This is a genomic window from Achromobacter arsenitoxydans SY8, assembly GCF_000236785.1.
GTDB classification, from domain to species: Bacteria; Pseudomonadota; Gammaproteobacteria; order Burkholderiales; family Burkholderiaceae_B; genus Achromobacter; species Achromobacter arsenitoxydans.
The window spans coordinates 56,514-79,120 of the sequence record NZ_AGUF01000068.1 but is presented as its reverse complement, the minus strand read 5'-3'; the positions used below and the strand labels follow the sequence as shown (position 1 = coordinate 79,120).

Sequence of the window (22,607 nt, the reverse complement as noted above, 5' to 3'; positions counted from 1 at the left end):
GTGGCGGCGCTAAAGCGCGCCCAGGTGAAACCCGAATACAGAAAACCCCTCGCGGCTGGCGCCGCGAGGGGTTTTTTTATGCCGGGTGCGGAAAGTCGCCCATCAGGGCAATTGGCGGCGCAGCGCTTGGAAGAAGAGCTCGGATTGCAGGCGTTCGCTCTGGATTTGGGCAGCGACCTTTGCCGCGATTTCGGGATCGACGGGAACCAGCGGCCGGCCGGTGGATTGGGCCAGGACCTGGGCAGTGCATGCGCGTTCCAGGAAGAAGAGGTCGTCGTAGGCGTAATCCAGGCGTTCACCACAGACGACGACGCCATGATTGCCGAGGAACACGATATCCGCGCCTTGCATGGCGCGTGCAATGCGTTCGCCTTCGCTGACATCCAGCGCCAGGCCGTTGTAGTGCTGGTCGATGGCAAGACGCCCATGGAACCTCATGGCGTTCTGAGAGAGGGTCGTGTCCAGGCCGCGATCCGAGGTTAGTGTCAAGGCCGTAGCGTAGGGCATGTGGGTGTGCAGGACACAGGCCTTGCCGGCGATGCGGTGGATGGCTGCGTGAATGAACATGGCGGTGGGTTCGACCTCGTGGCGGCCGGCGAGTTTGTTGCCGTGCGCGTCGATCAAGATGATGTCGTCCGCCTGCACTTCGTTCCACATGAGACCGCGTGGGTTGAGCAGGAAATGGTCCGGATCGCCCGGCAGGGCGACGCTGAAGTGGTTGCAGACGCCTTCGCCCAAGCCATGCGCGGCCGCTGCCCGCAAGGCCAGCGCAAGATCCGCCCGCAACGCGGCGACGGGTTCTGCGTGAAAAAGCGCGTTGGCGAAGCCGGGTTCTTGATTCATGGCGTCTTCCGGAAATGATAGTCAGGGTTGAGGAACTTGGGGATCAGAGCCAGCCCGCCTGGCGGAACAGGTCGGGGACACGATCCAAAGTTGGTACGGTAGCGTCAGGCCGGTAGTCAGGCAAGGGTTTGCGGCCGGTGCCTCGGTCGATCCATATACACCGGAACCCGATGTCGCGTGCGGCGGCTAAGTCCAGGTGGGGGCTGGCGCAGATGTGGACGACTTCGTCTGCGGTGACGCCCAAGCTGCGGTAGGCGTGCGCGAAGATCGCGCGGGAGGGCTTGTAGGCGCCCGCTTGCTCGGCAGTGATGACGCGGTCGATGTGTCCGCCCAGTTGCGCGACGTTGCCGGCGATGATGTCGTCGTCCGTGTTGGAGATGATGCAGAGGCGAAAGCCCGCCTGTTTGAGCAGGCCAAGTGTTGCGACGACTTCGGCGAACGGGGGCATCCGGGAAATGCTGCCGGTCAGCAGGTCGGCGTCTTCGGGACGATAGGGCAACTGGAATGCCTCCATGGCCAGCCGCAGCGATTCGCGTGTCACGTCGGCGAACCGACGGTAAGGCGGCGTGTGTTCGAGCCGATGCTCGTGCTCGTCATAGACATGGAGAAACTGCGCGGGGGTGGGGGCAGGGACCGTACTCGGTTTAGTGTCCAGTATTTGGGCGACGGCAGCCTGCAGGCCTTCGTCCCACTGGATAAGCGTGCCGTAGCAGTCGAAGGTAAGCCATTGGGGACGGGGCAGTTGGTCTAGCGGCATGTCGGTTCCTTTTGGTCAGTGACATCACAGCGTAGAACTGCGCGGCATAGTTGTAAAATTAATAATTAAACTCCACATAGTTGATGAGCAACTATCAGAAACTGCCATGCTGGATCTTGAACTCCTGAAGACCCTGGTCTGCGTTGTCGATGAAGGCAGCTTCACGCGCGCCGCGAACCGGGTGCACCGCACGCAGTCGACCGTCAGTCAGCAGGTGCGCAAGCTTGAACAAAGCGTGGGCAAGACGCTGCTGCTGCGCGACAGAGCCGGAGGCAACGTGTCGGCGACCGAGGACGGCGAACTGATGCTGGCCTATGCGCGACGCCTGCTGGCGATTGCCGGAGAGGCCGAGCACGTGCTGTCCGCGCCCCGGAGTGCTCGCGTGTTGCGGCTGGGCGTGCCGGAGGATTTTGATGTGTCCAGACTGACCGTGCTGCTGGCGGAGTTTGCGGCCAGCCATGCGCAGGTGCGCCTGGAGACCCGCAGCGGCATGAGCACCGACCTGCGCGCGGGTCTGGCGTCGGGGGAATTGGATTTGGCGCTGGTGAAGCGCGAGCCCGGCGACGGGCCCTGTCTGGCGGCGTGGCCGGAAACATTGGTCTGGGTGGGCAGCCGCCACGGCACGTCCTTTGAGACGGCCGTGCCGCTGGTGCTGTTCCCGCAGGGCTGCATTTACCGCAAGCGCATGATCTATGCGCTGGAAAGCGCCGGCCGGCCATGGCACATCGCCTACCACAGCCATAGCCTGGCTGGCGTGCAGGCCGCGGTGGCGGCGGGGCTTGGCGTCAGTCTGCTGCCGGCGTTCGCGCGGCTGGACTCACATATGGAGTTGGGCGTGGAAGACGGCTTTGGGCCGGCGCCGCCTACCGAGCTGGCGATCGTGGGGGACCCGCGCGCTTTCAGTTCCGTCGAGCAGGACCTGCTGGCGGCGCTGAAGCAGGCCATCGGCGAAGGCGCCAGGGCCTTGGCCCGTTAGCGCCAGCGGTTAGTTCAGGTCGCCGTCCACGTAGAACCATGTTCCGCCTTCGCGCACGAAGCGGCTGAGCTCGTGCATGCGGCTGGCGCGGCCGTCCTGCCGGCTTCTGGCAACGAATTCGACGGTGGCGTGATCGGCGTCCTGGTCGGCCGCAGTTTTGATTTGCAGGCCCAGCCACTTCAGTCCGGGAGGATTGGGTTCGAGCGTTTCGGGCCGCGTGCTGGGATGCCAGGTGGCCAGCAGGTAGGGCAGCTTGTCCAGCACGAATGCGCTGTAGCGCGATCGCATCAGGGCTTCGGCGGTGGGCGCCTGCAACGCTTGCGGGCCCTCGTGCCAGCGGCCGCAGCATTCGGGGTAGGGGCGGGCGCCGCCACAGGGACAGGGCGACTTGGACGCGTCGGATTTTTTGGTCACGGCGGTATGCGCAGGCTCAGGCCAGCAGGTCGTTGTATTCAGGATGGCGGCGCATGTAGACGGCGGCGTAGGAACACAGCGGCCGGACCGTCCAGCCATTGGCGCGGGCCGTCAGCAGGGCCTGTCGCGTCAGCTCGGCGGCGATGCCCCGTCCGCCGACCTGGCTGGGGACGCCGGTATGGGTGATGGCCATCTCGCCGTCCTGCAACTGGTAGTCCAGCACGCACAGCACGCCATCGACGGTGGCGGTGAAGCGGGAACGTTCGGTGTCTTGAATCACGGTAATCATGCGACAGACCTTTCTTGATTGAGGACGGGGCGGCAGCCCCCTGGCCCGGCGTGCAGGATACCAGCGATGCCGCCGATGCCCTGCACGGCGTTGCGGGCCTCAGCGATGCAAGACCTTCAGCAGGGCGGTGAGCTGTGCGTCCCGCGCTTCGACGAGGTCGGCAATGCTCTGGTGGCCGGCTTCGGCGTTGACGCCTTCGATCAGGCGCCGCTGCAATTCGGGCGTGACTTCGGGCGCGCCGAGGTCGTCCCACCAGGTCTGCACCGGGCCGAGCAGATGGTGCATGAAGTGGGCGAGGCCGCCTTCGCCGCCGCCCAGGTTGAACGTCATGTGCGGGCCGAAGAGGGCCCAGCGCAGGCCCGGGCCTTGCGAGACGGCGGCGTCGATATCGGCCACGCTGGCCACGTTTTCGGCGGCCAGGTGGATGGCTTCGCGCCAGAGGGCGGCCTGAAGCCGGTTGGCGATGTGGCCCGGCACTTCCTTGTTCAGGCGGATGGGGTGCTTGCCCATGCTGCGATAGAACTCGATCGCGCGGTCCATGGTGTCGGCAGACGTCTGGTTGCCGCCCACGACCTCGACCAGCGGAATCAGGTGCGGCGGGTTGAACGGGTGGCCGATGACGAAGCGGCCGGGATGGCGGCAGCGCGATTGCAGGCGGCTCATGATGAGACCGGATGAACTGGAGGCGACGATCACGTGCGCGGGCAGCGCGGCGTCGATGCGCGCGAAGAGATCGGTTTTGAAGTCTTCGCGTTCGGGCGCGTTTTCCTGGACGAAATCAACCCCGGCCAGCGCGGCTTCCAGGTCGGGTTCGAAGCGCAGCGCGTCGGGCGAGGCGTCCGGCCGCACGTGTCCCAGTTCGGTCAGGACCGGCCACGCCGCCTGCACGCGGGCGAGGGTCTGGGCTTCTGCATGGGGCCCCGGATCGCTGACGACGACTTCCAGGCCGTGCGCCAGGAACAGCGCCGCCCAACTGGCGCCGATTGTGCCCGCGCCGACGATGGCGACGCGGCGGATGGAGTTGGAACTGGACGAGGCGGGGCTGGACATGCAGGTCTCCTGTTCATGGGTATGACCCCATTGTGAGGCAAATGCAGGGCCGTTGCCACGCGGCCGCGGCGGCGGCAAGATACCGGACTATTCCTGGATTACCGGAGCCTTGCATGAAAACGACGCCAGTCCCTGCGGCCGTGCCGTATTTCTGCCAATGGGAGTCCGCGCATCTGGCGGGCGCGATCATCCGCAAGGAGATGGACCTGGCCGGCGATCCCGCGTGGCAGGCGTCGGGCGCGCGCGATGTGGACGAGTATGCGCGATGGGCCAGCCACGTGTGCGGCATGGCCTGCCTGAAGATGGTGCTGGCCGCGCGTAGCGGCCGGGTCTACCCTACGCTGGAACTGGCCCGCGGCAGTTTGCCCTACGGGGCCTATGTCGAAGAGCCCGGTGGTGGCATCAAAGGGCTGATCTACGCGCCGTTCGTGCGCTACGTCGCCGACGTTTTCGGCCTGCGGGCGCAGGTGCGTGTGGACGTGGAGGCCGAAACGTTGCCCGCGCTGCTGGAAGAAGCTGAATACTTTATGGCCTCGGTGCATCCCTGGATACGCTGGCCCGCACGGCAGCCGCCGAAAAAGGGCGGGCACTTGGTGCTGGTCACGCGCGCCACGCCTGAGGCGGTGAGATTTCACAATCCGTCTGGCGAGCCCGGCGTGCAGGCGGATGTCGAACTGCCGCTGGCGGTGTTCGACAGTTTCTTCGCGGGGCGCGGCGTGGCGATCCTGCCGTAGCCGCGCCGTCCAGGCGGGTGGCTCAGCGGTTGCGGTCGCGGCGCAGATAGCGCCACGCCAGCCCCGCCGCGGCCAGGTAGCCGAGGGCGATCACGACATAGGCGGCGGGCAGGCTGTCGTTCCAGTCGGGCATCAGGTGCAGGAGGGCGCCCATCACCGCAACGCCGACCAGCGCGCCGGATTGGCGATTGGCGTTCAGGGCCGCGGCCGCGCTGTTGGCGTGGTGCTTGCCGGAAACCTGCATGACGATGCTGGTCATTGCCGGCACCGCGATACCGACGCCCAGATTGGCCAGCGCGATGACGATCGCGAAGGGCCCGTAGGCGATGTCGGGTGAGAAGGCGAATATGCCCGCCGCGCTCATTGCCGTCGCGAGCGATACGCCGCCCAGCAGCGACGCCGACACGTTCCAGCGTGCGGACACGCGGCCGGAGACAAAATTGCCGATGGAGAAGACCGCCAGCATCGGCACGAGCTGGATGCCGGTCTGCAGCGCGTCGGCGCCGCGCGCCTGCTGCAGGAACAGGCTCAGCAGGAAGAGCTGCCCGTATGCGGCGAGGTTGATCAGAAACCCCACGCCATTAGCGGCGGCGAATTGCGGCGTGGAAAACAGCGCGCGCGGGATGATCGGTTCGGCATGGCGCCGCTCGCGCCGCACCAGCAGCGCGACGGCCGCCACGCACAGGGCCGCAGTCAGGGCGATGGGAGCCGAGGTCCAGCCATAGGCATTGCCCTGGATGAGCGCGTAGCAGAGCGAGGACAGCGCGACGACGCCGAGCAGGTGGCTGGCGGGATTGAGCGCGCGCGGCCGGCGCGGCGCGGCTGCAATGCGGCTGCGGGCAAGCCACAGGCCGGCCAGGCCCAGCGGGATGTTGATCAGGAAGATGCCGCGCCATCCGAACTGGTGGATCAGGACGCCGCCGAGCAGGGGCCCGGATGCGCCCGCGACGGCCACGATGGCGGACCACGCGGCCAGCATGCGGTTGCGCACCTGCTCGTCGTCATAGGCGTGGGTAAGCAGGCTCAGCGAACTGGGCATGAACAGCGCGGCGCCGATGCCCTGCAACATGCGCGCGGCGATCAGCGTGGTGGAATCCGGAGCCAGTCCGCACAGCAGCGACGCGGCGGTGAAGACGCCCAGGCCGGCCAGATAGATGGTCCGGGCGCCGTAGCGGTCGGCCAGCGCGCCAGCCACCAGCAGCAGGGCGGCGAACGTGAGCGTATAGCCGTCGACGATCCAGACCAGATCGGTCAGCGGCACGTCGAACTGCAGGGCGATGCTGGGCAGCGCCACGTTGACGACCGTGACGTCCAGCATGGCCATGACGAAGCCGATGGCCAGGGTGACAAGGGGCACCCAGCCGGCGGCGGGCTGGACCTCCAGCGGGGAAATGGAAACGGGGCGGCAGGCGGAAGACATGGCGGTGGATTTTGTGTACGGCAGGCAGAGGGGGAAGCTTAGGCGTTTCGCGGGATGCAAAAAAGCCGAACAAGTGCTTTATAGTCATGCAAAATTGCATCAGGACGAGCACTATGGATTGGGACAATGCCAGGGTCTTCCTGGCGATCCACCGGATAGGCACGCTGCGCGGTGCGGCGGCGCTGCTGCAGATCGACCAGGCCACCGCGGGGCGTCGGCTGGCGGCGTTGGAAGCGTCGCTGGACGCCAGGCTGTTCCTGCGCACGCCGGGCGGCTACGTGCCCACGGCGGCGGGCGAGCTCGCCTTTGCCGCGGCCGAGCGTATGGAGCAGGCCGCTGACCAGCTTCAGCGCCAGATGCAGGGCCTGGACCACCGGCTGTCGGGCGTGGTGCGCGTCGCCACGTCGGAAACGGTGGCCCAATACTTCATCATGGAGGCCATCAAACGGGTCCATGCCCAGCACCCGGACATCCGCGTAACGCTCTCCACCGCCATCCAGATCAGCAACCTGACGCGGCGCGAGGCGGACCTGGCGATCCGCAACATCAAGCCGGACAATCCCGACCTGATCCATCGGCATCTGGCTCGCAAGGAGGTCGGGCTGTACGCGTCGCGCGCGTACCTGGCGGCGCACGGCGAGCCGCGGCCCGGCACTGCTTTCGCGGGGCATACGCTGGTGACTTACCAGCAGGCGGTGCTGCCCGGCTGGTCGGACATGTTTTGCGGCGAACCCACCGGCAACGGCCGCATCGCCATCGAATTGAATTCGGGGCTGATGATCATCGAGGCGGTGGCGGCCGGGCTGGGCATCGGCGAAGTGCCCACGCACATGGCGGAGGACTATCCCGAGCTGGTGCGCATCTGGCCCGGTCGCAGCGAAGGCTACGACCTGTGGCTGGTGATGCATGGCGACCTGAATCGCAGCGCGCGGGTGCGCGCCGTGGCGGACGCCATCATCGAGGTTTTCGAAGAGGACCGCTAGCGGCGCAATAGGGGAGAGCGGCGGCTTGTGGGACGGCGCGACAGGCGCTAAGGTTGGCCTGCCCGTAGAAAAACCACGACCCAGGAGTTGCGCGTGTCCGATCTTTGGCGTTTGTCCGCAGTTGAGCTTGCCGCCCTCGTCCGCAAGCGTGAAGTGTCCGCAGTCGAAGCCGCGCAAAGCGCGCTGCAGCGCCTCGATGCTGTCAATCCCGCCATCAATGCCGTGGTGGACCACCGCCCCGAAACGGTGCTGGCGCAGGCGGCCGAGGTCGACGCCGCGCTGGCCCGCGGCGAATCTCCCGGGCCGCTGGCGGGTGTGCCGGTCACCGTGAAGGTCAATGTCGACCAGGCCGGTTTTGCCACGACCAACGGCGTCGCCCTGCAGAAGGACCTGATCGCCGAACGCAACAGCCCCGTCGTCGACAATCTGCGGCGCGCGGGCGCGGTGATACTGGGACGCACCAACACGCCGGCGTTTTCGCTGCGCTGGTTCACCGGAAATGCGCTGCACGGCGACACCCTGAATCCCCGCAATCCGGCACTTACGCCAGGCGGATCGTCGGGCGGCGCGGCATCCGCAGTGGCCGCGGGCATCGGACATCTGGCGCACGGCACGGACATCGCAGGGTCGATTCGCTATCCGGCCTATGCGTGCGGCGTGCATGGCCTGCGCCCCTCGCTGGGCAGGGTGCCGGCCTACAACGCGGCCTTGCCCGAACGTTCCATCGGCGGACAGATCACGGCCGTGTCGGGCCCCTTAGGCCGCAGCATTGCCGACATCCGCCTGGGGCTTGCCGCGCTGGCCGCTCCGGATCCGCGCGACCCCTGGTGGGTGCCTGCGCCGCTGACGGGCCCGGAGGCGCCGCGCCGGGCCGCCCTGTGCCTGAATCCCGATGGCCTGGACACGGAACCCGCTGTCGTGAAGGCGCTGCAGGAAGCGGCGCGCCGGCTGAGCGAGGCCGGGTGGACGGTAGACACGCTGGAAGCGATACCGCCGATGCAGGAGGCTGCTGACCTGCAGATCCGCATGTGGATGGCGGACGGCTACGACGCCATGGTGGCCGCCGCCGAAAAGGAAGGCGACCGTGGGGCGCTGGTGGCGCTTGCCGGCCAGCGCGACAAGGCCGCGAGCGCAGACCTGGCGAGCTTTTCGGCGGTGCTGACGCGGCGCGCCACGTTGACCCGCATGTGGGAACTGTTCTTTGCCGAGTATCCGGTGCTGCTGCTGCCGGTGTCGGCCGAATTGCCCTTTCCCGACAAGCTGGACCTGCAGGGCGACGCGGCCTACGCGCGGGTCTGGCGCGCGCAAATGACCCAGATCGGCTTGCCTTTCATGGGACTGCCGGGGCTGTCGGTGGCAATGGGCAGCGCCATGAGCGGCGCGGGGCCGAGTCCGGTGGGCGTGCAGGTGGTGGCGGGACGCTACCGCGAGGACCTGTGCCTGGCGGCTGGCGAAATCATTGAGGCGGGGGGCGAACCCGTCCAGATCGCCGAACCTGCGCCGCGCTAGCGGATCGCAGTACGCCGCGGCGCGCGGCCGCGGCGTCGCTTGCCGGCGAACTACTTGCCGAAGCGGACGCGCAGCACGCCGAGCTCGCCATAGGCGAGGTCCACGTCTTTGTTGGCGGGCACGTCCAGAAAGCCGGCATAAGAGCCGGTGATGACGTGCTGGCCGGCCGACAGGCCCAGGCCCTGTTCACGCAGGAAGTTGACCAGCCAGTACAGCCCGGCCTTGGGGTGGTCGTTCGGGTGGATGCCGGCATGCTGCTCGACTTCGGCGCCGTCGACCGACAGCGTGATGGTCATGCTGCCCGGCGCGGCCTCCGGGGAAGCGATGCGCGGACCCAGCACCAGCCCCTGGTTGAACATGTGATCCGCCAGAAGCTCGGGCAGGCTGGCGTGTTCCGGCGCTGCGTAGCGGCAGCCCAGGACTTCCAGCGCCAGGCGCGCGCCGCCGACCGCGGCGTCGATTTCAGCGTTGGTGTAGGGGGTATCGCGAGGAGGCAGGTTGCGGGCGATTTCGAATGCGATCTCGGGTTCGATGCGCACGACATCGGTGCGGACGGCGACGGGGCCTGCGGCGGCGTCGGCCGTGCCTGACGCGTAGATGGGCGCTACGACGGTCTTTTCCGGCGAAGGCAGGGCGCTTTTCCAGGCGGCGATGCCGTCCTGCCGGGTGTCGCGCAGCAGTTCAGCGGTGCGCTGCTGCACAGCGAAGGCCTGGCCCAGCGACTGCGGGCGGCAGGCGGCGGGCAGGCGCGGGCCGGCGATGCCGGCGTCGCGGGCGGCGACAAGGAAACGGGCGGCGTCGACGCTGCCGGGATAGTCTTCGAATCGGATCTGCATGCGTTCAGACTCCCAGGAACAGCATGATCCAGAGCACGATCATGGCGATCAGGCCCAGCCAGCAGGAACCCCAGAAGCCGACGATCGGCCATTTCAGGGCGAGGGGCGTTTTCTTGGGATCGACGTGGCTGAGCAGGTCGTTCGCATTGCCGATCAGCCAGAAGCGCGTGCCCGGAAACATCAGGCGGAAAAAATAATCGAGCATGATCGCGGCCTGGATCGACAGCGGATACTGATTGAAGGGCCGATGCTGCAGGTAGGGGTGCTTCAGGGCGGCGTTGATCTGCTTGGTCTTGAAGAAGAACAGCACGATGCCGCTGAGCGTGCAGGTGATGAAGCACAGCACGAATAGGCTGAAGGCCATGGCCATGACGGGAGAATGCATGGGGGATCTCAAGAATGCGCGGCGGGCCGCGTGGTGATGATTGGAAGCCTGGGCGTTACGCTGGCCGTATTGTAGAGGGCTTGGCGCGGCCCCGTGTTCAGGGCCGCGTCAGCGCATGGGAAGGGGGCCGCGCGCCGGGGCGCGCCAAGGGCGGCTCAGCCGCGGGTCTGGCCTTCGCCGTTCAACACCCACTTCAGCGTGGTGAGGCCTTCCAGGCCCACGGGGCCGCGCGCGTGCAGGCGGTTCGTGGAGATGCCGATTTCGGCGCCGAGGCCGTATTCGAAGCCGTCCGCAAAGCAGGTGGGCAGGTTGACATACACCGAGCTGGAATCGACTTCGCGCTGGAAGCGCTGCGCGGCGGACAGGTCTTCCGTGACGATGGCGTCGGTGTGGCCCGAGCCCCAGCGCGCGATGTGCTCGATGGCGTCGTCCAGCGTGTCGACGATGCGCACGGCCAGGATGGGGCCCAGGTATTCGGTGGCCCAGTCTTCTTCGGTGGCGGGCTTGGCGTGCGGCAGCAGCGCCAGCGTGCGCGGGCAGCCGCGCAGCTCAACGCCGTGCTCGGTGAAGGCTGCGGCCAGGCTGGGCAGGATGGACACCGCCGCCACCGCGTCGATCAGCAGCGTCTCCATGGCGCCGCAGATGCCGTAGCGGTAGGTCTTGGCGTTGAAGGCGATGGCGTGCGCTTTGTCCGGGTCGGCGGCGGCGTCGATGTAGATGTGGCAGTTGCCGTCCAGGTGCTTGATGAGCGGCACGCGGGCCTCTTGCGACAGCCGGGCGATCAGGCCCTTGCCGCCGCGCGGCACGATCACGTCGATGTGTTCCGTCATGGTGATGAGCTTGCCGACGGCGGCGCGGTCCGCGGTGGCCACGACCTGCACCGCGTCCTGCGGCAGGCCGGCGGCGGCCAGGCCCGTCTGCACGATGCGGCCCAGCGCGATGTTGGAGTGCAGCGCTTCGCTGCCGCCGCGCAGGATGGCGGCGTTGCCGGATTTCAGGCACAGGGCCGCGGCGTCGATGGTGACGTTGGGGCGGGATTCATAAATGATGCCGATCACGCCGAGTGGGACGCGCATCTGGGCGACGCGCATGCCGTTGGGCCGCACGGTGGTGGCGGTGATGCTGCCGATGGGGTCGGGCAGGGCGGCGATCTGGCGCAGACCTTCGGCCATGTGCGCCAGCGTTTTGTCCGACAGGGTCAGGCGGTCGAGTAGCGCCGGCTCCAGGCCATTGGCGCGGGCGGCGGCGACGTCTTTTTCGTTGGCGGCCTTCAGTTCGTCATGGCTGGCGACCAGCGCGTCGGCCATGGCCAGCAGCGCCTGGTTCTTGGCCGCGCTGTTGGCGCGCATCATGGCGCGCGAGGCGCGGCGGGCATTTTCGCCCAGGGTGAGCATGGCTTGTTCGATGGAGGACGAGGACATGGCGGCGTCGATCATGGAGATGGGGCGGCGCGGGCGCCGCCTGGAGAATCAGTGTATATCCGGCCGCGGGGCCGGGCGAGATCCGGTCGGCGGACCGGATGGGGGGCGAGGCGAAGGCGGCGGCTATGCCGCCTTCACGGTCGTCCGCCGGCGGCGGCAACGCGTAGCGCCAGGCGGGTCATTTCTTCCCAGGGGTCCGACAGGCGCCCCGCAACCGACAGGCCCTTGATCAGGCGGTCGACTTCGTGGGCATGCTGTACGGCGGCGGGCCACACGGCAGGCTGGACGCGGTTCAGGGCCTGCAGCGCCAGGCGTTCGTGGGCGCCGAAGATGCGCAGGCGCCGCATCAGACCGTTCACGTCCTGGCCCAGCGCGCGCGCCTCGGCGATCCGGGCAAGCAGGCGGATTTCCTCGCCGACGGCCCACAGCACCAACGGCAGGGCCTCGCCTTCGGCGCGCAAGCCGTCGATCATGCGGATGGTGCGGCTGATGTCGCCGGCCAGCATGGCGTCGCGCAGCCCGAAGACGTCGTAGCGCGCCACGTTCAGTACGGCGCGCTCCACGTCCTCGGCCGCCAGTTGGCCTTCCGGGTACAGCAGGCCGAGCTTCTGGATTTCCTGGTGGGCGGCCAGCAGATTGCCTTCGACCTTGTCCGCCATCCATTGCAGGGTGGCGCTGTCGGCGCGCTGGTTCTGGCGCGCCAGGCGCATGCCGACCCAGGCGGGCAACCGGCCGCGTTCGACGTTGGCGATGTCGACGGCCGTGCCGGCGCGGCTCAAGGCCTGCATCCAGCGGCTTTCGCGGGTGGCCTTGTCGAGCCGGGGCAGGGCGATCAGCACCAGGGTGTCGGCATCGGCCTGCTTTTCGGCCTGTTCGGCCAGCTTGGTCAGCGTGTCGGCGCCGGCTTTGCCCGGCTTGCCGGTGGGGATCTTGATTTCAAGGATGCGACGGTCGCCGAACAGCGACACGCTCTGGGTGGCGGCAAGGACCGCGCTCCAGTCGCTGCGCGCGTCCATCACCATGGACAGGCGTTCGGTGTAGCCCGCGTTGCGCGCTGCGGCGCGCAACGCGTCCACCGCTTCGGTCACCAGCAGCGGCTCGTCGCCGGAAACCGCGTACAGCGGCGCCAGCCGGTTGCCGGGCCGCTGCAGTTGCTCGGCCAGCCGATCCGCGTCCAGAGGCTGTGCCATCGGCTAGCGCACGTTGGTCGGATCGGTGACGGACGGCGTCTGCCAGGGCGTGGGCACACGTTGCGGCTGCGGCGCGTTCGGGTTGAACAGCGGGGTCTCGCCGGTGTCTTCGCCTTGCTGCGCGGCTTCGAACGCCTTGTGCACATCCGGCGCCGTGATGCGGCGCAGCAGGCGCGACACCAGGTCGCGCTGCATGGTCTTGAACAGGGTGTCGATCTGTCCCTGCTTGGCCTGCACGACCTGATCGTCGTAGGGCATTTCGCGGTAGATGGACAGCGTCGTGTCCGGCACCAGCGCGCGGCCCTGGGCGTCGATCAGGCGGAACGTGTAGTTGATGCCGAGTTCGTACGATTCGACGCGGCCCTGGGCGTTCAGCGAGACCTCGCGCAGCGTGCGCGAATCGCTCACCTGCTGCAGGATGGCTTGCGCCTCTTTGGGGGTGTCGACCAGCTTGGTGTTCGGCGAGGCCGCGCGCACGGCGCGGCGCACGTCGGCGCCGAACTGCGTGTTGTCGGGTATGCCCACGTACAGTCTTTCGAACGGCATCGGGGTCACTCCCCGCAGCGCAAAGCCGCAGGCGGAGAGCAGCATGAACAGCGCCAGGCAGGCGCCGCGCAGCAGCCAGGATTGGCGGGAAAAGTGCGTTTCTTGCCCGGCGAAGTGCATGCTTGACCTCATCAGCCTACGACGTTGACCAGTTTGCCCGGAACCACGATGACGCGCTTGGGCGGACGGCCTTCCAGGAAGCGGGCGACCTCTTCCTGGCTGGCGGCAAGCTTTTCGATGTCTTCCTTGGCGGCCTTGGCGGCCACGCGGATGGATCCGCGCAGCTTGCCGTTGACCTGCAGCATCAGCTCGATTTCGTCGGCGACGAGGGCGGCTTCGTCCACGTGCGGCCACGGCGCGTCGAGCAGGTCGCCCAGTTCCTTGGCGTAACCCAGGTCTTGCCACAGGTGCCAGGTGATGTGGGGCACGACCGGATACAGCACGCGTAGCAGGAGGCCGAGGGTCTCGGCGTAGGCGGCGTCGGCGTGGGCGCCTTCGGGCAGCTTGGCATCGTCGATGGCGTTCAGCATTTTCATGCAGGCGGACACGACGGTGTTGTACTGGATGCGCTGGTAGTCGTAGTCGGCCTGCTTGAGCAGCGAATAGACCTCGCGGCGCAGATCCTTGACGGCGGCGGGGGCCTGCGTCCAGTCGGCGCCCTGGCCCAGGCCGCGCGCCACGGCGTCGCGCCGCGCATAGCTGATGGACCAGAGGCGGCGCAGGAAGCGGTTGGAGCCTTCGACGCCGGAATCGGACCACTCCAGGGTCTGCTCGGGCGGGCTGGCGAACATGACGAACAGGCGGGCCGTGTCGGCGCCCAGGGTGTCGATCAGCGATTGCGGGTCGACGCCGTTGTTCTTGGACTTGGACATCGTGCCCACGCCGCCATAGTTGATGGCGGAGCCGTCCGACTTCAGCTTGGCGCCGACGATGGCGCCGCGGTCGTCGTAGACGTTTTCGACGTCTTCGGGCCAGAAGTATTCGATGCCGCCCTGAGGCGTCTTACGCGAATAGATGTGGTTGAGCACCATGCCCTGGCACAGCAGCTTGGTGAAGGGCTCGTCGAAGTTGAGCAGGCCCATGTCGCGCATGACCTTGGTCCAGAAGCGGGCGTACAGCAGGTGCAGGACCGCGTGCTCGATGCCGCCGATGTACTGGTCCATCGGCATCCAGTAGTCATTGCGCGCGTCGACCATGGCGTTGTCGTTGCCGGGCGAGGTGTAGCGCATGAAGTACCAGGACGAGTCCACGAACGTGTCCATCGTGTCCGTTTCGCGGCGCGCGGGCTTGCCGCACTTGGGGCACGAGCAGGACAGGAAGGCTTCGTTCTTGGCCAGCGGGTTGCCGCTGCCGTCGGGGATCAGGTCGTCCGGCAGGACGACGGGCAGGTCTTTTTCCGGCACCGGGACGGGGCCGCAGTCCGCGCAGTGGATGATGGGGATCGGGGTGCCCCAGTAGCGCTGGCGCGAAATGCCCCAGTCGCGCAGGCGCCAGGTGGTCTGTTTTTCGCCCAGGCCCTGCGCGCCGAGGTCGGCGGCGATGGCGTCCACGGCTTCCTTGTAGGACAGGCCGTCGTACTTGCCGGAGTTGATGGTGCGGCCCGATTGCTTGTCGCCGTACCATTCCTGCCAGGCGTCGGTGGAGTAGTCCTTGCCGGGCACGTCCACGACCTGCACGATCGGCAGGTTGTATTTCTTGGCGAAGGCGAAATCGCGCTCGTCGTGCGACGGCACGCCCATGACGGCGCCGTCGCCGTAGGTCATGAGCACATAGTTGCCGACCCAGACCTCGACCTGCGCGCCCGTGACCGGGTGCGTGACGAATAGGCCCGTCGGCATGCCTTCCTTTTCGCGCGTGGCCATTTCGGCCTCGGTCGTGCCGCCCAGCTTGCACTGTTCGATGAACGCGCCCAACTGCGGATTGGCGAGGGCGGCGTGCGTGGCCAGGGGGTGTTCCGGCGCTACGGCGCAGAAGGTCACGCCCATGATGGTGTCGGCGCGGGTGGTGAAGACGTACAGCTTGCCGTCCTGGATCAGCTGGCCATCCTGGCCGGCGATCTGGTGCGGGAAGGCGAAGCGCAGGCCCTCGGACTTGCCGATCCAGTTTTCCTGCATCAGGCGCACGCGCTCTGGCCAGCCGGGCAGATCATTCTGGACCGCGCCCAGGAGTTCGTCGGCGTAGTCGGTGATGCGCAGGTAGTAGCCCGGGATCTCGCGCTTTTCGACGAGCGCGCCCGAGCGCCAGCCGCGGCCGTCGATGACCTGTTCGTTGGCCAGCACGGTCTGGTCCACCGGATCCCAGTTCACGACCTGGGTCTTGCGGTAGGCCACGCCCTTTTCGAGCATCTTCAGGAACAGCCACTGGTTCCACTTGTAGTACTGGGGATCGCAGGCGCACATTTCGCGCGTCCAGTCGATCGCCAAGCCCATCGCCTTCATTTGCTTCTTCATGTAGGCGATGTTGTCGTAGGTCCACTTGGCGGGCGGGACCTTGGACTTGATGGCGGCGTTTTCCGCCGGCATGCCGAAAGCGTCCCAGCCCATGGGCATCAGGACGTTGTAGCCGCGCATGCGCAGCTGGCGGGCCATCATGTCGTTGATGGTGTAGTTGCGCACGTGGCCCATGTGCAGCTTGCCGCTGGGGTAGGGCAGCATGGAGCAGGCGTAGAACTTCGGCTTTTCGGAGCCGTCGGGGTTCTTAGCGTGTTCGTGGACCAGATAGACGTCCCGGGCCTGCCAGTCTTGGTGGGCGGCCGCTTCGACGGTAGTGGGGAGGTAGCGTTCCTGCATGGGCTCGTGCGCGGTGGCAAAAAAGAGGTGAGCCGCCCCATCGCGCCGGGGCGCGGAGGCGGTCAAAACCCCTGATTATAGGAGGTGCTAGGCGCGGGCAGTGGGAGAGGCCGTTTCGGGGATGCGCGCACTGGGCGCGAGGGCGCCGTAAGCCAGCGTAACGGCTCCCAGGACGGCGCCCGCGGTGACCACGCCGGGCCAGCCAAAATGGGCGTAAAGCCAGGACGATACCAGCGAACCCGAGGCCCCGCCGATGAAATAGCAGGTGACATAGCCCGCGGTGAGGCGGCTGCGGGCCTCGGGCCGCAGGCGGTAGATGGAACTGGTGTTGGTGACGTGCACGCCCTGGATGGCAAGGTCCTGCAGCAGGATGCCCGCCAGCAGGGCAATGACCGAGACCTGGCCGAATGCCATCAGTCCCCATGATCCCAGGAGCAGCAACAGCCCGGCGCGGGTGGCTAGATTGCCCAGGCCGCGGTCGGCGAGGCGTCCGAAGCGGTTGGCGGCATAGGCCCCCGCGGCGCCCGCCAGGCCGAACAAGCCGATGGTCGTATTGCTGTATTCATAGGGGGGGCTGGCCAGCAGGAACGTCAGCGGCGTCCACAACATGCTGAATGCTGCAAAGAGCAGGCCGCCCAGCAGCGACCGGGCGCGGAACAGGGGTTCCTCGACGAACATGCGCAGGATGGAGCCCAGGAGGCGCGGATAGCTCATCGCCGTGGGGCTCTGGTAGCGGGGCAGCACGCGCCACAGGACGGCGGACATGAGCACCATCAGGATGGCGGCCACCCAATAGACGGTGCGCCAGCTGCCCACGTCCGCCAGCGCGCCGGCGGCGGTGCGGGCCAGCAGGATGCCCAGCAGCAGCCCGCTCATGACGGTGCCGACGGCCTTGCCCCGTTCATGGGGCGCCGCCAGCGTGGCGGCGAACGGCACGAGGATCTGGGCCACGACGGACAGCATGCCGGTCAGCGCGGTGCCGATGATCAGGACCACGATATTGGTGGCGAAGGCGGAAATCAGCAGGCCGCCCGCCGCCAGCAGATTCATCAGCACGATCAGCGCGCGGCGCTCGAACATGTCGCCCAGGGGCACCAGCAGCATCAGGCCTACCGCGTAGCTCAGTTGCGCGGTGGTGACGATGGCGCCGGCCGCGGCGTTGGATATCGAGAACTGCTGGCTGATGGTGTGCAGCAAAGGCTGCGCGTAATAGTTGCTGGCGACGGCCAGGCCGGTGGCCACGGACATCAGCAGGATGATGGGAGCCGTCAGGGTCGGCGTCGTTTGCGTCGGGGAAGTCACGGGTTTGCAGCGAAAAAAGGAAATATGGGAGAACTGGCGGGGGCGCAGAATCAGGCGCCGACGCTGCCCGGCGTGTCCTGATCCTGCTTGAGCAGCAGCTTTTTCAGAAGACCGGCCAGTTGCCGGCGTTCGGCCGCCGACAGGGGTTCCAGCAATTCGTTCAGGTCCTTCAGGTATTCCTTGAGCACCAGCTTGATGACGCGCAATCCCTCCGCCGTGAGCGACACGATGACGCCGCGGCGGTCATCGGGATTGGGGTTGCGCACCAGCAGGCCCGCCTGTTCCAGGCGATCCAGGCGATTGGTCATGGCGCCCGAGGTCAGCAGCAAAGCGTCGACCAGCCGTTGCGGATTCATCGCGTGGGGCGCGCCGCTGCGATAGAGCGTGGCCAGCACGTCGAACTCGCCCTGGTGCAGGCTGTGCTGGCGGAATGTGCGGTTGACGTTGCGGGCGGCGAACGCGTTCAGGCGGAACAGGCGCGCGACGACCGACATGGAGGAGAAGTCCTGCGATGGGCATTCCTTCGTCCACTGCGAAATTACGAGATCGACGAGATCGTTCATGGGAGGCTGGTATTTATTTCGACGTGAAATATCTTTACGTAGAGATAAATTCTAGCAGCGTGGCCGTGGCGATGCAAAGCGCGGCGCAAAAAAGAAGGGCCCGCCTCTTTCGAGGCGGGCCCTTCCCGGCTTGACCGGATACTGCGCGTAAACGAATTACTGCGCGGCGTCCTTCAGCTTCTTGAGCGGGCGAACCTTCACCTTGACCGAAGCCGGCTTGGCGGGGAACCAGCGCTCTTCACCCGTGAACGGATCCTTGCCGAAGCGCTTGGCCTTGGCGGGAACCTTCTGCACGGCAACCTTGAACAGGCCGGGCAGCGTGAATTCGCCGGCGCCCTTCTTGTCCACGGAACCCAGCACCGAGGTTTCCAGGCTGGCCAGGACGGCCTTGACCGACTTGGCTTCGACGCCGGATTGCTCGACGATGTAGGCGATGAGCTGGGTCTTGTTCAGAGCAGCCTTGATGGCCTTGGGTGCAGCAGCGACCTTCTTGGCGGCGACGACCTTCTTGGCAGCCGGCTTCACAGCGGGCTTGGCGGCGGTTGCCTTCTTTGCGGGCGCCTTGACGGCGGGCTTGGTGACTTTCTTGGCAGGAGCTTTTGCTTTCGTGGCCATGGTCAAAATCCGTATGTTGAGGACATGGAGCAGCGCGCGCCGGGTATCGGCGTTTAACGCTACGCGCCCGATGATAGCGGAAGAGTGGCGTTAAATGCGGCTTTCCAGCGGGTTTTCAGCCACTGTTTGTTGTTTTCAGCGCAGAAAAGCGCTTTATACAAGGGCTCTTGCAAGATGTCGTGACATTCGCGGCCAAATCTTGCGTGCTTGCGCGGCGATGAACCTTACGCGCCGCGCATGTTCAAATTGCGGGCGGCGCGCAAGGGCGGCATGTGCCGAAAGCCCCTGAATTCAGGCATTTCAAGCCTGTTTTAAGCGCCGGAAGAAACCACGCATGGAAGTGAAGCAGCATATGTTGATGAAAAAGTTGGCGGCGAGCCTGCTCGTTGCGACCGCTTGTATATCCGGCGCCATGGCGCAACCAATGCCTGCGCCGGCGCTGTCGGCCAAGGCCTGGCTGCTGCTGGACGAAACCAGCGGCCAGGTCATCGCGTCGCACGCGGCCACGACCCGGATCGAGCCGGCGTCCTTGACGAAGATCATGACGGCCTATGTCGTGTTCGAAGCCCTGAGCAAGAATGAGCTGACGTCCAGCCAGCTGGTCACGATCTCGACGCGGGCCTGGAAGGTGCCGGCGGGCAGTTCGAAGATGTTCCTGGAGCCGGGATCGAAGGTGTCGGTAGACGATCTGCTGCGCGGCCTGATGATCCAGTCGGGCAACGACGCGGCCATTGCGCTGGCCGAGGCCGTGTCCGGCAGCGTCGAGGCCTTTGTCGCGCGGATGAACGACACCGCCGCCAGGCTGGGTCTGCACGCCACGCGTTTCGCCAGCCCGCACGGCCTGCCGGACCCGGACACGTATTCGACCGCCAGCGACCTGTCCATCCTGGCCACGCGCTACATCCGCGACTTTCCCCAGTTGTACGGGCAATACGATTCCGCCAGGCAATTCACGTTCAACAAGATCACCCAGTCCAACCGCAACCGCCTCTTGTGGCTCGATCCCAGCGTGGACGGCCTGAAGACGGGGCACACGGATTCGGCGGGCTATTGCATTGTGGCCACGGCGCGCCGGCCCAATGGCGACGACCAGCGCCGGCTGATCACGGTGGTAGTGGGCACGACGTCGGACAAGGTGCGCACGCAGGAAAGCCGCGAGTTGCTGGAGTGGGGCTTTCAGGGGTTCAATACCATCAAGCTGTACGCGCGCGGCCAGGCCGTGGCCACGCCCGAGGTCTGGAAGGGTGAAAGCGACAGCCTGAAGGCGGGTGTCGCGCGGGACGCTTACGTTACGGTGCCCGCCGGCGCCAAGGTCGAATCCGTGTGGACGCCGCAGGCGCCGCTGGTCGCGCCGATCACGGCCCAATCCACGGTGGGCGAGCTTCGGGTGCTGGTGGACGGCAAGCCGGCCATGCAGTTCCCGGTGGTCGCGCTGGAGCCTGTGGCGCAGGCGGGATTCGCGGGGCGCGCGTGGGATTCACTCCGCTTGTGGTGGCGGGGAACCGAGGGATAGCGCAATACAACGGAGGCATGCGATGGCAGTGAGCTTTCCTGGCGGACCGGCCGCGGCGCCGGGCCCTGAAGAACCGCTGGCCCTGCTGTCGGCCTGCCATGGGCGGATTGCCCGCCAATGCGCCACCCTGGCGCGGCTGGCGGCTCACCTGCCCGCGCACGGCAGCGATGCGACCGCGCAAACCGCCGCCGCCAGCGTGCGCCGGTACTTCGACACGGCCGCGGCGCATCACCACGAAGACGAGGAAGAAGACCTGTTCCCGGCCCTGATCGAGTCGATGGCAGGCTCCGACGCCGGCTGCCTGCATGCGCTGGTGGAAGGGTTGATGCAGGACCATCGGCGGCTGGCCGGGCTATGGGAGCCGTTGCGCCGCACGCTGTCCGAGATCGCGGCCGGCCGGCCGGCGGAGCTGCCGGCGCCGCAGGTGCAGGCCTTCGCCGAGGCCTATGCGACGCATATCCGGCGCGAAGAGGAAGAGCTGCTGCCGATGGCGGCCCGGCTGATATCGGACGATGCGCTGGCCGCGATCGGACAGGCCATGAAAGCGCGGCGCGGCGGTGAAGCCGGCTGAGCCGTCGCGGCGAACGTAGAGCGATGTACGCGTTGCGTGGCCAGGATCGAGCGATTACGCTACGCGGACAGTCACAAATACCGATGTCCAGGGAATAAGACGGAATGATGCAGGGGGGAAGGAACGTAGCGCGGCGGCTGTTCGGCTCGTGGGTGGATGAGGTCAATAGGACGACCTTGCGCGCCGACTTGGCTGCAGGCCTGCTGGGCGCGCTGCTGGTGCTGCCGCAGGGCGTGGCGTTCGCGACGCTGGCGGGGCTGCCGCCGGAATACGGGCTGTATTCCGCGATCGTGCCCTGTATTGTGGCCGCGCTTTTCGGGTCCAGCCGCCACGTAATGTCCGGGCCGACCAACGCCAACTCGCTCGCGCTGTTCGCGGTGCTGGCGCCCTTGGCGGCCGCGGGCAGCCCCGGGTACATCCAGCTTGCCCTGGCCGTGACGGTGCTGGTTGGCGTGATGCAGTGGCTCGTGGGAACGCTGCGGCTGGGTTCGCTGGCGCATTTCATTTCCCCGTCGGCATTGTTCGGCTTCACCAGCGGGGCGGCCGTGCTGATCGCGGTGCACGCGCTGAAGGACGCGCTGGGCCTGCCGGCGTCCGAAGCGCACGGCGCGGGCGCCGTGCTGGAAACCCTGGCCACGCATATCGGGCAGGTGCATGTGGGCGCGCTGCTGGTGACGCTGGCGACCCTGGCCGCCGCTTTGCTGGCGCGCAAACTGGACAAGCGCAAGCCTTACATGTTGCTGGGACTGGCGGCCGGAACGTTCGCCGCCTGGGCGTTCAACGCGCTGGTCCAGGACGGGGACGGTACACCCGTGCCGGTGCTGGGCGCAATTGCGCAGCCCTGGCCGCCTTTCCACATACCCAGCGTCGATTGGCGCGCGTTGCCCGACCTGCTGAGCCTGGCTTTTGCGCTGACCATCGTGGCGCTGGCGCAATCCATTTCCATCGCCAAGGCCGTGGCGTCCCGTTCGGGCCAGCGTATCGACGCGAACCGCGAATTCGTGGGGCAGGGCCTGTCCAACATCGTCGGCGGCTTTTTCTCCTGCTACCTGTCCTGTGGGTCGCTGAACCGGTCCATCCCGAACTACGAGGCCGGCGCGAAGACGCCGCTGGCGTCCGTGTTTTCGGCGCTGCTGCTGATGCTGCTGGTGGCCGTTTCAGCGAAGCTGCTGGCGATGATTCCGCACGCCGCCATCTCCGGCCTGCTGCTGCTGGTGGCATGGACCCTGCTGGACATTCCGCGCTGGCGTCATTTGCTGCGCACGCAGCCGGGAGAATGCGCCATCGCCTTTGCTACGCTGGCCGCCACGATCGCGATCCGCATGGAAGTGGCGATCCTGCTGGGCACGGTGCTGTCTCTCATGGTCTACCTGCACCGCACGTCGCGGCCGGCGATGCGCACGATGGGCTTCGATTCGCGTGGCCTGGACCGGCGTTTCGTCGTGCTGGAGCAACAGCGCGACGCGCTGCCGGAATGCCCGCAGCTCAAGCTGCTGCGGATGGAAGGCTCGGTCTATTTCGGCGCGGCCGCGCATGTGGCGCAGCGCCTGCATGATCTGCGTGCGGCGCCGGGGGCGCCCCGCCATCTGCTGGTGATGGCGAAAAGCATGAACTTCATCGACCTGGCCGGCGCGCAGGTCTGGGACGACGAGCTCATCGCCAGGCGCGCCATGGGCGGCGACCTCTACTTCCATCGGCCCCGGCCAGAGGTCATGGATATGTGGCGGCGCACGGGGTTTCTGGAACGGCTGGGCGAGGACCACATCTTTCCCGACAAGGCGACGGCGCTGCACACGATCTACGCCAAGCTGGATAAGGGCATCTGCGCCGGCTGCAAGGCCCGGATATTCTGGGAATGCCAGCCCGAAAGCCCGCAGTCGGGCGGCTGAGCCCGCGTTCGG

Annotated in this window: 22 protein-coding genes; 7 read left to right on the top strand and 15 right to left on the bottom strand. The window is 66.9% G+C overall.

The genetic code is table 11. The features are described from left to right. Positions 1-102: 102 nt before the first annotated feature. Both KYC_RS21540 and KYC_RS21535 read right to left on the bottom strand, forming a co-directional pair. Positions 103-843, bottom strand: a complete 741-nt coding sequence (locus KYC_RS21540; protein WP_008166350.1) for an aldolase — start codon at positions 841-843, stop codon at positions 103-105. A 43-nt stretch (positions 844-886) separates the two neighbouring features. After that, on the bottom strand, positions 887-1,600 hold the full coding sequence (locus KYC_RS21535) for a haloacid dehalogenase type II (protein ID WP_008166348.1): 714 nt from the start codon (positions 1,598-1,600) through the stop codon (positions 887-889). Between the two features lie 106 nt (positions 1,601-1,706). Here KYC_RS21535 and KYC_RS21530 point away from each other — a divergent pair, with 106 nt between their 5' ends. Beyond that, a complete protein-coding gene (locus KYC_RS21530; protein ID WP_008166346.1) occupies positions 1,707-2,576 on the top strand; it encodes a LysR substrate-binding domain-containing protein in 870 nt (289 codons plus the stop codon). A 9-nt stretch (positions 2,577-2,585) separates the two neighbouring features. On the opposite strand, the gene KYC_RS21525 is transcribed toward KYC_RS21530, so the two are convergent. The 3 genes from KYC_RS21525 to KYC_RS21515 form a co-directional block, all read right to left on the bottom strand. Continuing rightward, on the bottom strand, positions 2,586-2,990 hold the full coding sequence (locus KYC_RS21525; protein WP_008166344.1) for a YchJ family protein: 405 nt from the start codon (positions 2,988-2,990) through the stop codon (positions 2,586-2,588). Between the two features lie 16 nt (positions 2,991-3,006). Continuing rightward, positions 3,007-3,279, bottom strand: coding sequence for a GNAT family N-acetyltransferase (locus KYC_RS21520; RefSeq protein WP_008166342.1), 273 nt, complete (start codon positions 3,277-3,279; stop codon positions 3,007-3,009). 99 nt (positions 3,280-3,378) lie between these two features. Next, positions 3,379-4,329 (bottom strand): 3-hydroxyacyl-CoA dehydrogenase NAD-binding domain-containing protein, encoded by a 951-nt coding sequence (locus tag KYC_RS21515; RefSeq protein WP_008166340.1) that lies wholly within the window; start codon positions 4,327-4,329, stop codon positions 3,379-3,381. A 113-nt stretch (positions 4,330-4,442) separates the two neighbouring features. On the opposite strand from KYC_RS21515, the gene KYC_RS21510 reads away from it, so the two are divergent. Further along, positions 4,443-5,063, top strand: a complete 621-nt coding sequence (locus KYC_RS21510) for a cysteine peptidase family C39 domain-containing protein (protein WP_043519051.1) — start codon at positions 4,443-4,445, stop codon at positions 5,061-5,063. A 22-nt stretch (positions 5,064-5,085) separates the two neighbouring features. On the opposite strand, the gene KYC_RS21505 is transcribed toward KYC_RS21510, so the two are convergent. Further along, positions 5,086-6,483 carry an MFS transporter gene (locus KYC_RS21505; protein WP_008166336.1) on the bottom strand — a complete coding sequence of 466 codons (1,398 nt, stop codon included), beginning with the start codon at positions 6,481-6,483 and terminating at the stop codon, positions 5,086-5,088. A 113-nt stretch (positions 6,484-6,596) separates the two neighbouring features. Between KYC_RS21505 and KYC_RS21500 the strand changes: the two genes are divergently transcribed. Then, positions 6,597-7,466 carry a LysR family transcriptional regulator gene (locus KYC_RS21500; RefSeq protein ID WP_008166334.1) on the top strand — a complete coding sequence of 290 codons (870 nt, stop codon included), beginning with the start codon at positions 6,597-6,599 and terminating at the stop codon, positions 7,464-7,466. A 93-nt stretch (positions 7,467-7,559) separates the two neighbouring features. Continuing rightward, on the top strand, positions 7,560-8,975 hold the full coding sequence (locus KYC_RS21495; protein ID WP_008166332.1) for an amidase family protein: 1,416 nt from the start codon (positions 7,560-7,562) through the stop codon (positions 8,973-8,975). A gap of 50 nt (positions 8,976-9,025) precedes the next feature. On the opposite strand, the gene KYC_RS21490 is transcribed toward KYC_RS21495, so the two are convergent. From KYC_RS21490 to KYC_RS21450, 9 genes are all read right to left on the bottom strand, one after another. Next, positions 9,026-9,811 carry a 2-keto-4-pentenoate hydratase gene (locus KYC_RS21490; RefSeq protein WP_008166330.1) on the bottom strand — a complete coding sequence of 262 codons (786 nt, stop codon included), beginning with the start codon at positions 9,809-9,811 and terminating at the stop codon, positions 9,026-9,028. A 4-nt stretch (positions 9,812-9,815) separates the two neighbouring features. Further along, complete coding sequence (locus KYC_RS21485; protein ID WP_008166329.1) at positions 9,816-10,196, bottom strand: hypothetical protein; 381 nt, start codon at positions 10,194-10,196, stop codon at positions 9,816-9,818. Between the two features lie 155 nt (positions 10,197-10,351). Further along, positions 10,352-11,632, bottom strand: coding sequence for a glutamate-5-semialdehyde dehydrogenase (locus KYC_RS21480; RefSeq protein WP_008166327.1), 1,281 nt, complete (start codon positions 11,630-11,632; stop codon positions 10,352-10,354). A 119-nt stretch (positions 11,633-11,751) separates the two neighbouring features. Continuing rightward, complete coding sequence (gene holA, locus KYC_RS21475) at positions 11,752-12,807, bottom strand: DNA polymerase III subunit delta (RefSeq protein WP_008166324.1); 1,056 nt, start codon at positions 12,805-12,807, stop codon at positions 11,752-11,754. Positions 12,808-12,810: 3 nt separating this feature from the next. Beyond that, positions 12,811-13,473 (bottom strand): LPS-assembly lipoprotein LptE, encoded by a 663-nt coding sequence (locus KYC_RS21470; protein WP_008166322.1) that lies wholly within the window; start codon positions 13,471-13,473, stop codon positions 12,811-12,813. Between the two features lie 11 nt (positions 13,474-13,484). Beyond that, positions 13,485-16,142 carry a leucine--tRNA ligase gene (leuS, locus tag KYC_RS21465; RefSeq protein ID WP_008166321.1) on the bottom strand — a complete coding sequence of 886 codons (2,658 nt, stop codon included), beginning with the start codon at positions 16,140-16,142 and terminating at the stop codon, positions 13,485-13,487. An 87-nt stretch (positions 16,143-16,229) separates the two neighbouring features. Next, positions 16,230-17,390, bottom strand: a complete 1,161-nt coding sequence (locus KYC_RS21460; RefSeq protein WP_050814923.1) for an MFS transporter — start codon at positions 17,388-17,390, stop codon at positions 16,230-16,232. A gap of 104 nt (positions 17,391-17,494) precedes the next feature. Further along, entirely contained in the window at positions 17,495-18,007 is a 513-nt protein-coding gene (locus KYC_RS21455; protein WP_008166316.1) for a MarR family winged helix-turn-helix transcriptional regulator, read from the bottom strand. A 156-nt stretch (positions 18,008-18,163) separates the two neighbouring features. Beyond that, positions 18,164-18,622, bottom strand: a complete 459-nt coding sequence (locus KYC_RS21450; protein WP_008166315.1) for an HU family DNA-binding protein — start codon at positions 18,620-18,622, stop codon at positions 18,164-18,166. Between the two features lie 352 nt (positions 18,623-18,974). Here KYC_RS21450 and KYC_RS21445 point away from each other — a divergent pair, with 352 nt between their 5' ends. From KYC_RS21445 to KYC_RS21435, 3 genes are all read left to right on the top strand, one after another. Beyond that, positions 18,975-20,135: a D-alanyl-D-alanine carboxypeptidase family protein gene (locus tag KYC_RS21445; protein WP_081478088.1), complete on the top strand. Its 1,161-nt coding sequence runs from the start codon at positions 18,975-18,977 to the stop codon at positions 20,133-20,135. 22 nt (positions 20,136-20,157) lie between these two features. Beyond that, positions 20,158-20,706 (top strand): hemerythrin domain-containing protein, encoded by a 549-nt coding sequence (locus KYC_RS21440; RefSeq protein WP_008166312.1) that lies wholly within the window; start codon positions 20,158-20,160, stop codon positions 20,704-20,706. Between the two features lie 104 nt (positions 20,707-20,810). Continuing rightward, positions 20,811-22,595, top strand: a complete 1,785-nt coding sequence (locus KYC_RS21435) for a SulP family inorganic anion transporter (RefSeq protein ID WP_043519050.1) — start codon at positions 20,811-20,813, stop codon at positions 22,593-22,595. The last annotated feature ends 12 nt before the right edge of the window (positions 22,596-22,607 follow it).

Coding starts and splice junctions, on each gene's coding strand:
- KYC_RS21490 (WP_008166330.1), bottom strand. CDS start 9,811: ATGCAGATCCGATTCGAAGACTATCCCGGCAGCGTCGACGCCGCCCGT.
- KYC_RS21480 (WP_008166327.1), bottom strand. CDS start 11,632: ATGATCGACGCCGCCATGTCCTCGTCCTCCATCGAACAAGCCATGCTC.
- KYC_RS21460 (WP_050814923.1), bottom strand. CDS start 17,390: ATGTCCGTGGCCACCGGCCTGGCCGTCGCCAGCAACTATTACGCGCAG.
- KYC_RS21510 (WP_043519051.1), top strand. CDS start 4,443: ATGAAAACGACGCCAGTCCCTGCGGCCGTGCCGTATTTCTGCCAATGG.
- KYC_RS21435 (WP_043519050.1), top strand. CDS start 20,811: ATGATGCAGGGGGGAAGGAACGTAGCGCGGCGGCTGTTCGGCTCGTGG.
- KYC_RS21500 (WP_008166334.1), top strand. CDS start 6,597: ATGGATTGGGACAATGCCAGGGTCTTCCTGGCGATCCACCGGATAGGC.
- KYC_RS21440 (WP_008166312.1), top strand. CDS start 20,158: ATGGCAGTGAGCTTTCCTGGCGGACCGGCCGCGGCGCCGGGCCCTGAA.
- KYC_RS21455 (WP_008166316.1), bottom strand. CDS start 18,007: ATGAACGATCTCGTCGATCTCGTAATTTCGCAGTGGACGAAGGAATGC.
- KYC_RS21505 (WP_008166336.1), bottom strand. CDS start 6,483: ATGTCTTCCGCCTGCCGCCCCGTTTCCATTTCCCCGCTGGAGGTCCAG.
- leuS (WP_008166321.1), bottom strand. CDS start 16,142: ATGCAGGAACGCTACCTCCCCACTACCGTCGAAGCGGCCGCCCACCAA.
- KYC_RS21520 (WP_008166342.1), bottom strand. CDS start 3,279: ATGATTACCGTGATTCAAGACACCGAACGTTCCCGCTTCACCGCCACC.
- KYC_RS21450 (WP_008166315.1), bottom strand. CDS start 18,622: ATGGCCACGAAAGCAAAAGCTCCTGCCAAGAAAGTCACCAAGCCCGCC.
- KYC_RS21445 (WP_081478088.1), top strand. CDS start 18,975: ATGTTGATGAAAAAGTTGGCGGCGAGCCTGCTCGTTGCGACCGCTTGT.
- KYC_RS21530 (WP_008166346.1), top strand. CDS start 1,707: ATGCTGGATCTTGAACTCCTGAAGACCCTGGTCTGCGTTGTCGATGAA.
- KYC_RS21470 (WP_008166322.1), bottom strand. CDS start 13,473: ATGCACTTCGCCGGGCAAGAAACGCACTTTTCCCGCCAATCCTGGCTG.
- holA (WP_008166324.1), bottom strand. CDS start 12,807: ATGGCACAGCCTCTGGACGCGGATCGGCTGGCCGAGCAACTGCAGCGG.
- KYC_RS21535 (WP_008166348.1), bottom strand. CDS start 1,600: ATGCCGCTAGACCAACTGCCCCGTCCCCAATGGCTTACCTTCGACTGC.
- KYC_RS21540 (WP_008166350.1), bottom strand. CDS start 843: ATGAATCAAGAACCCGGCTTCGCCAACGCGCTTTTTCACGCAGAACCC.
- KYC_RS21485 (WP_008166329.1), bottom strand. CDS start 10,196: ATGCATTCTCCCGTCATGGCCATGGCCTTCAGCCTATTCGTGCTGTGC.
- KYC_RS21515 (WP_008166340.1), bottom strand. CDS start 4,329: ATGTCCAGCCCCGCCTCGTCCAGTTCCAACTCCATCCGCCGCGTCGCC.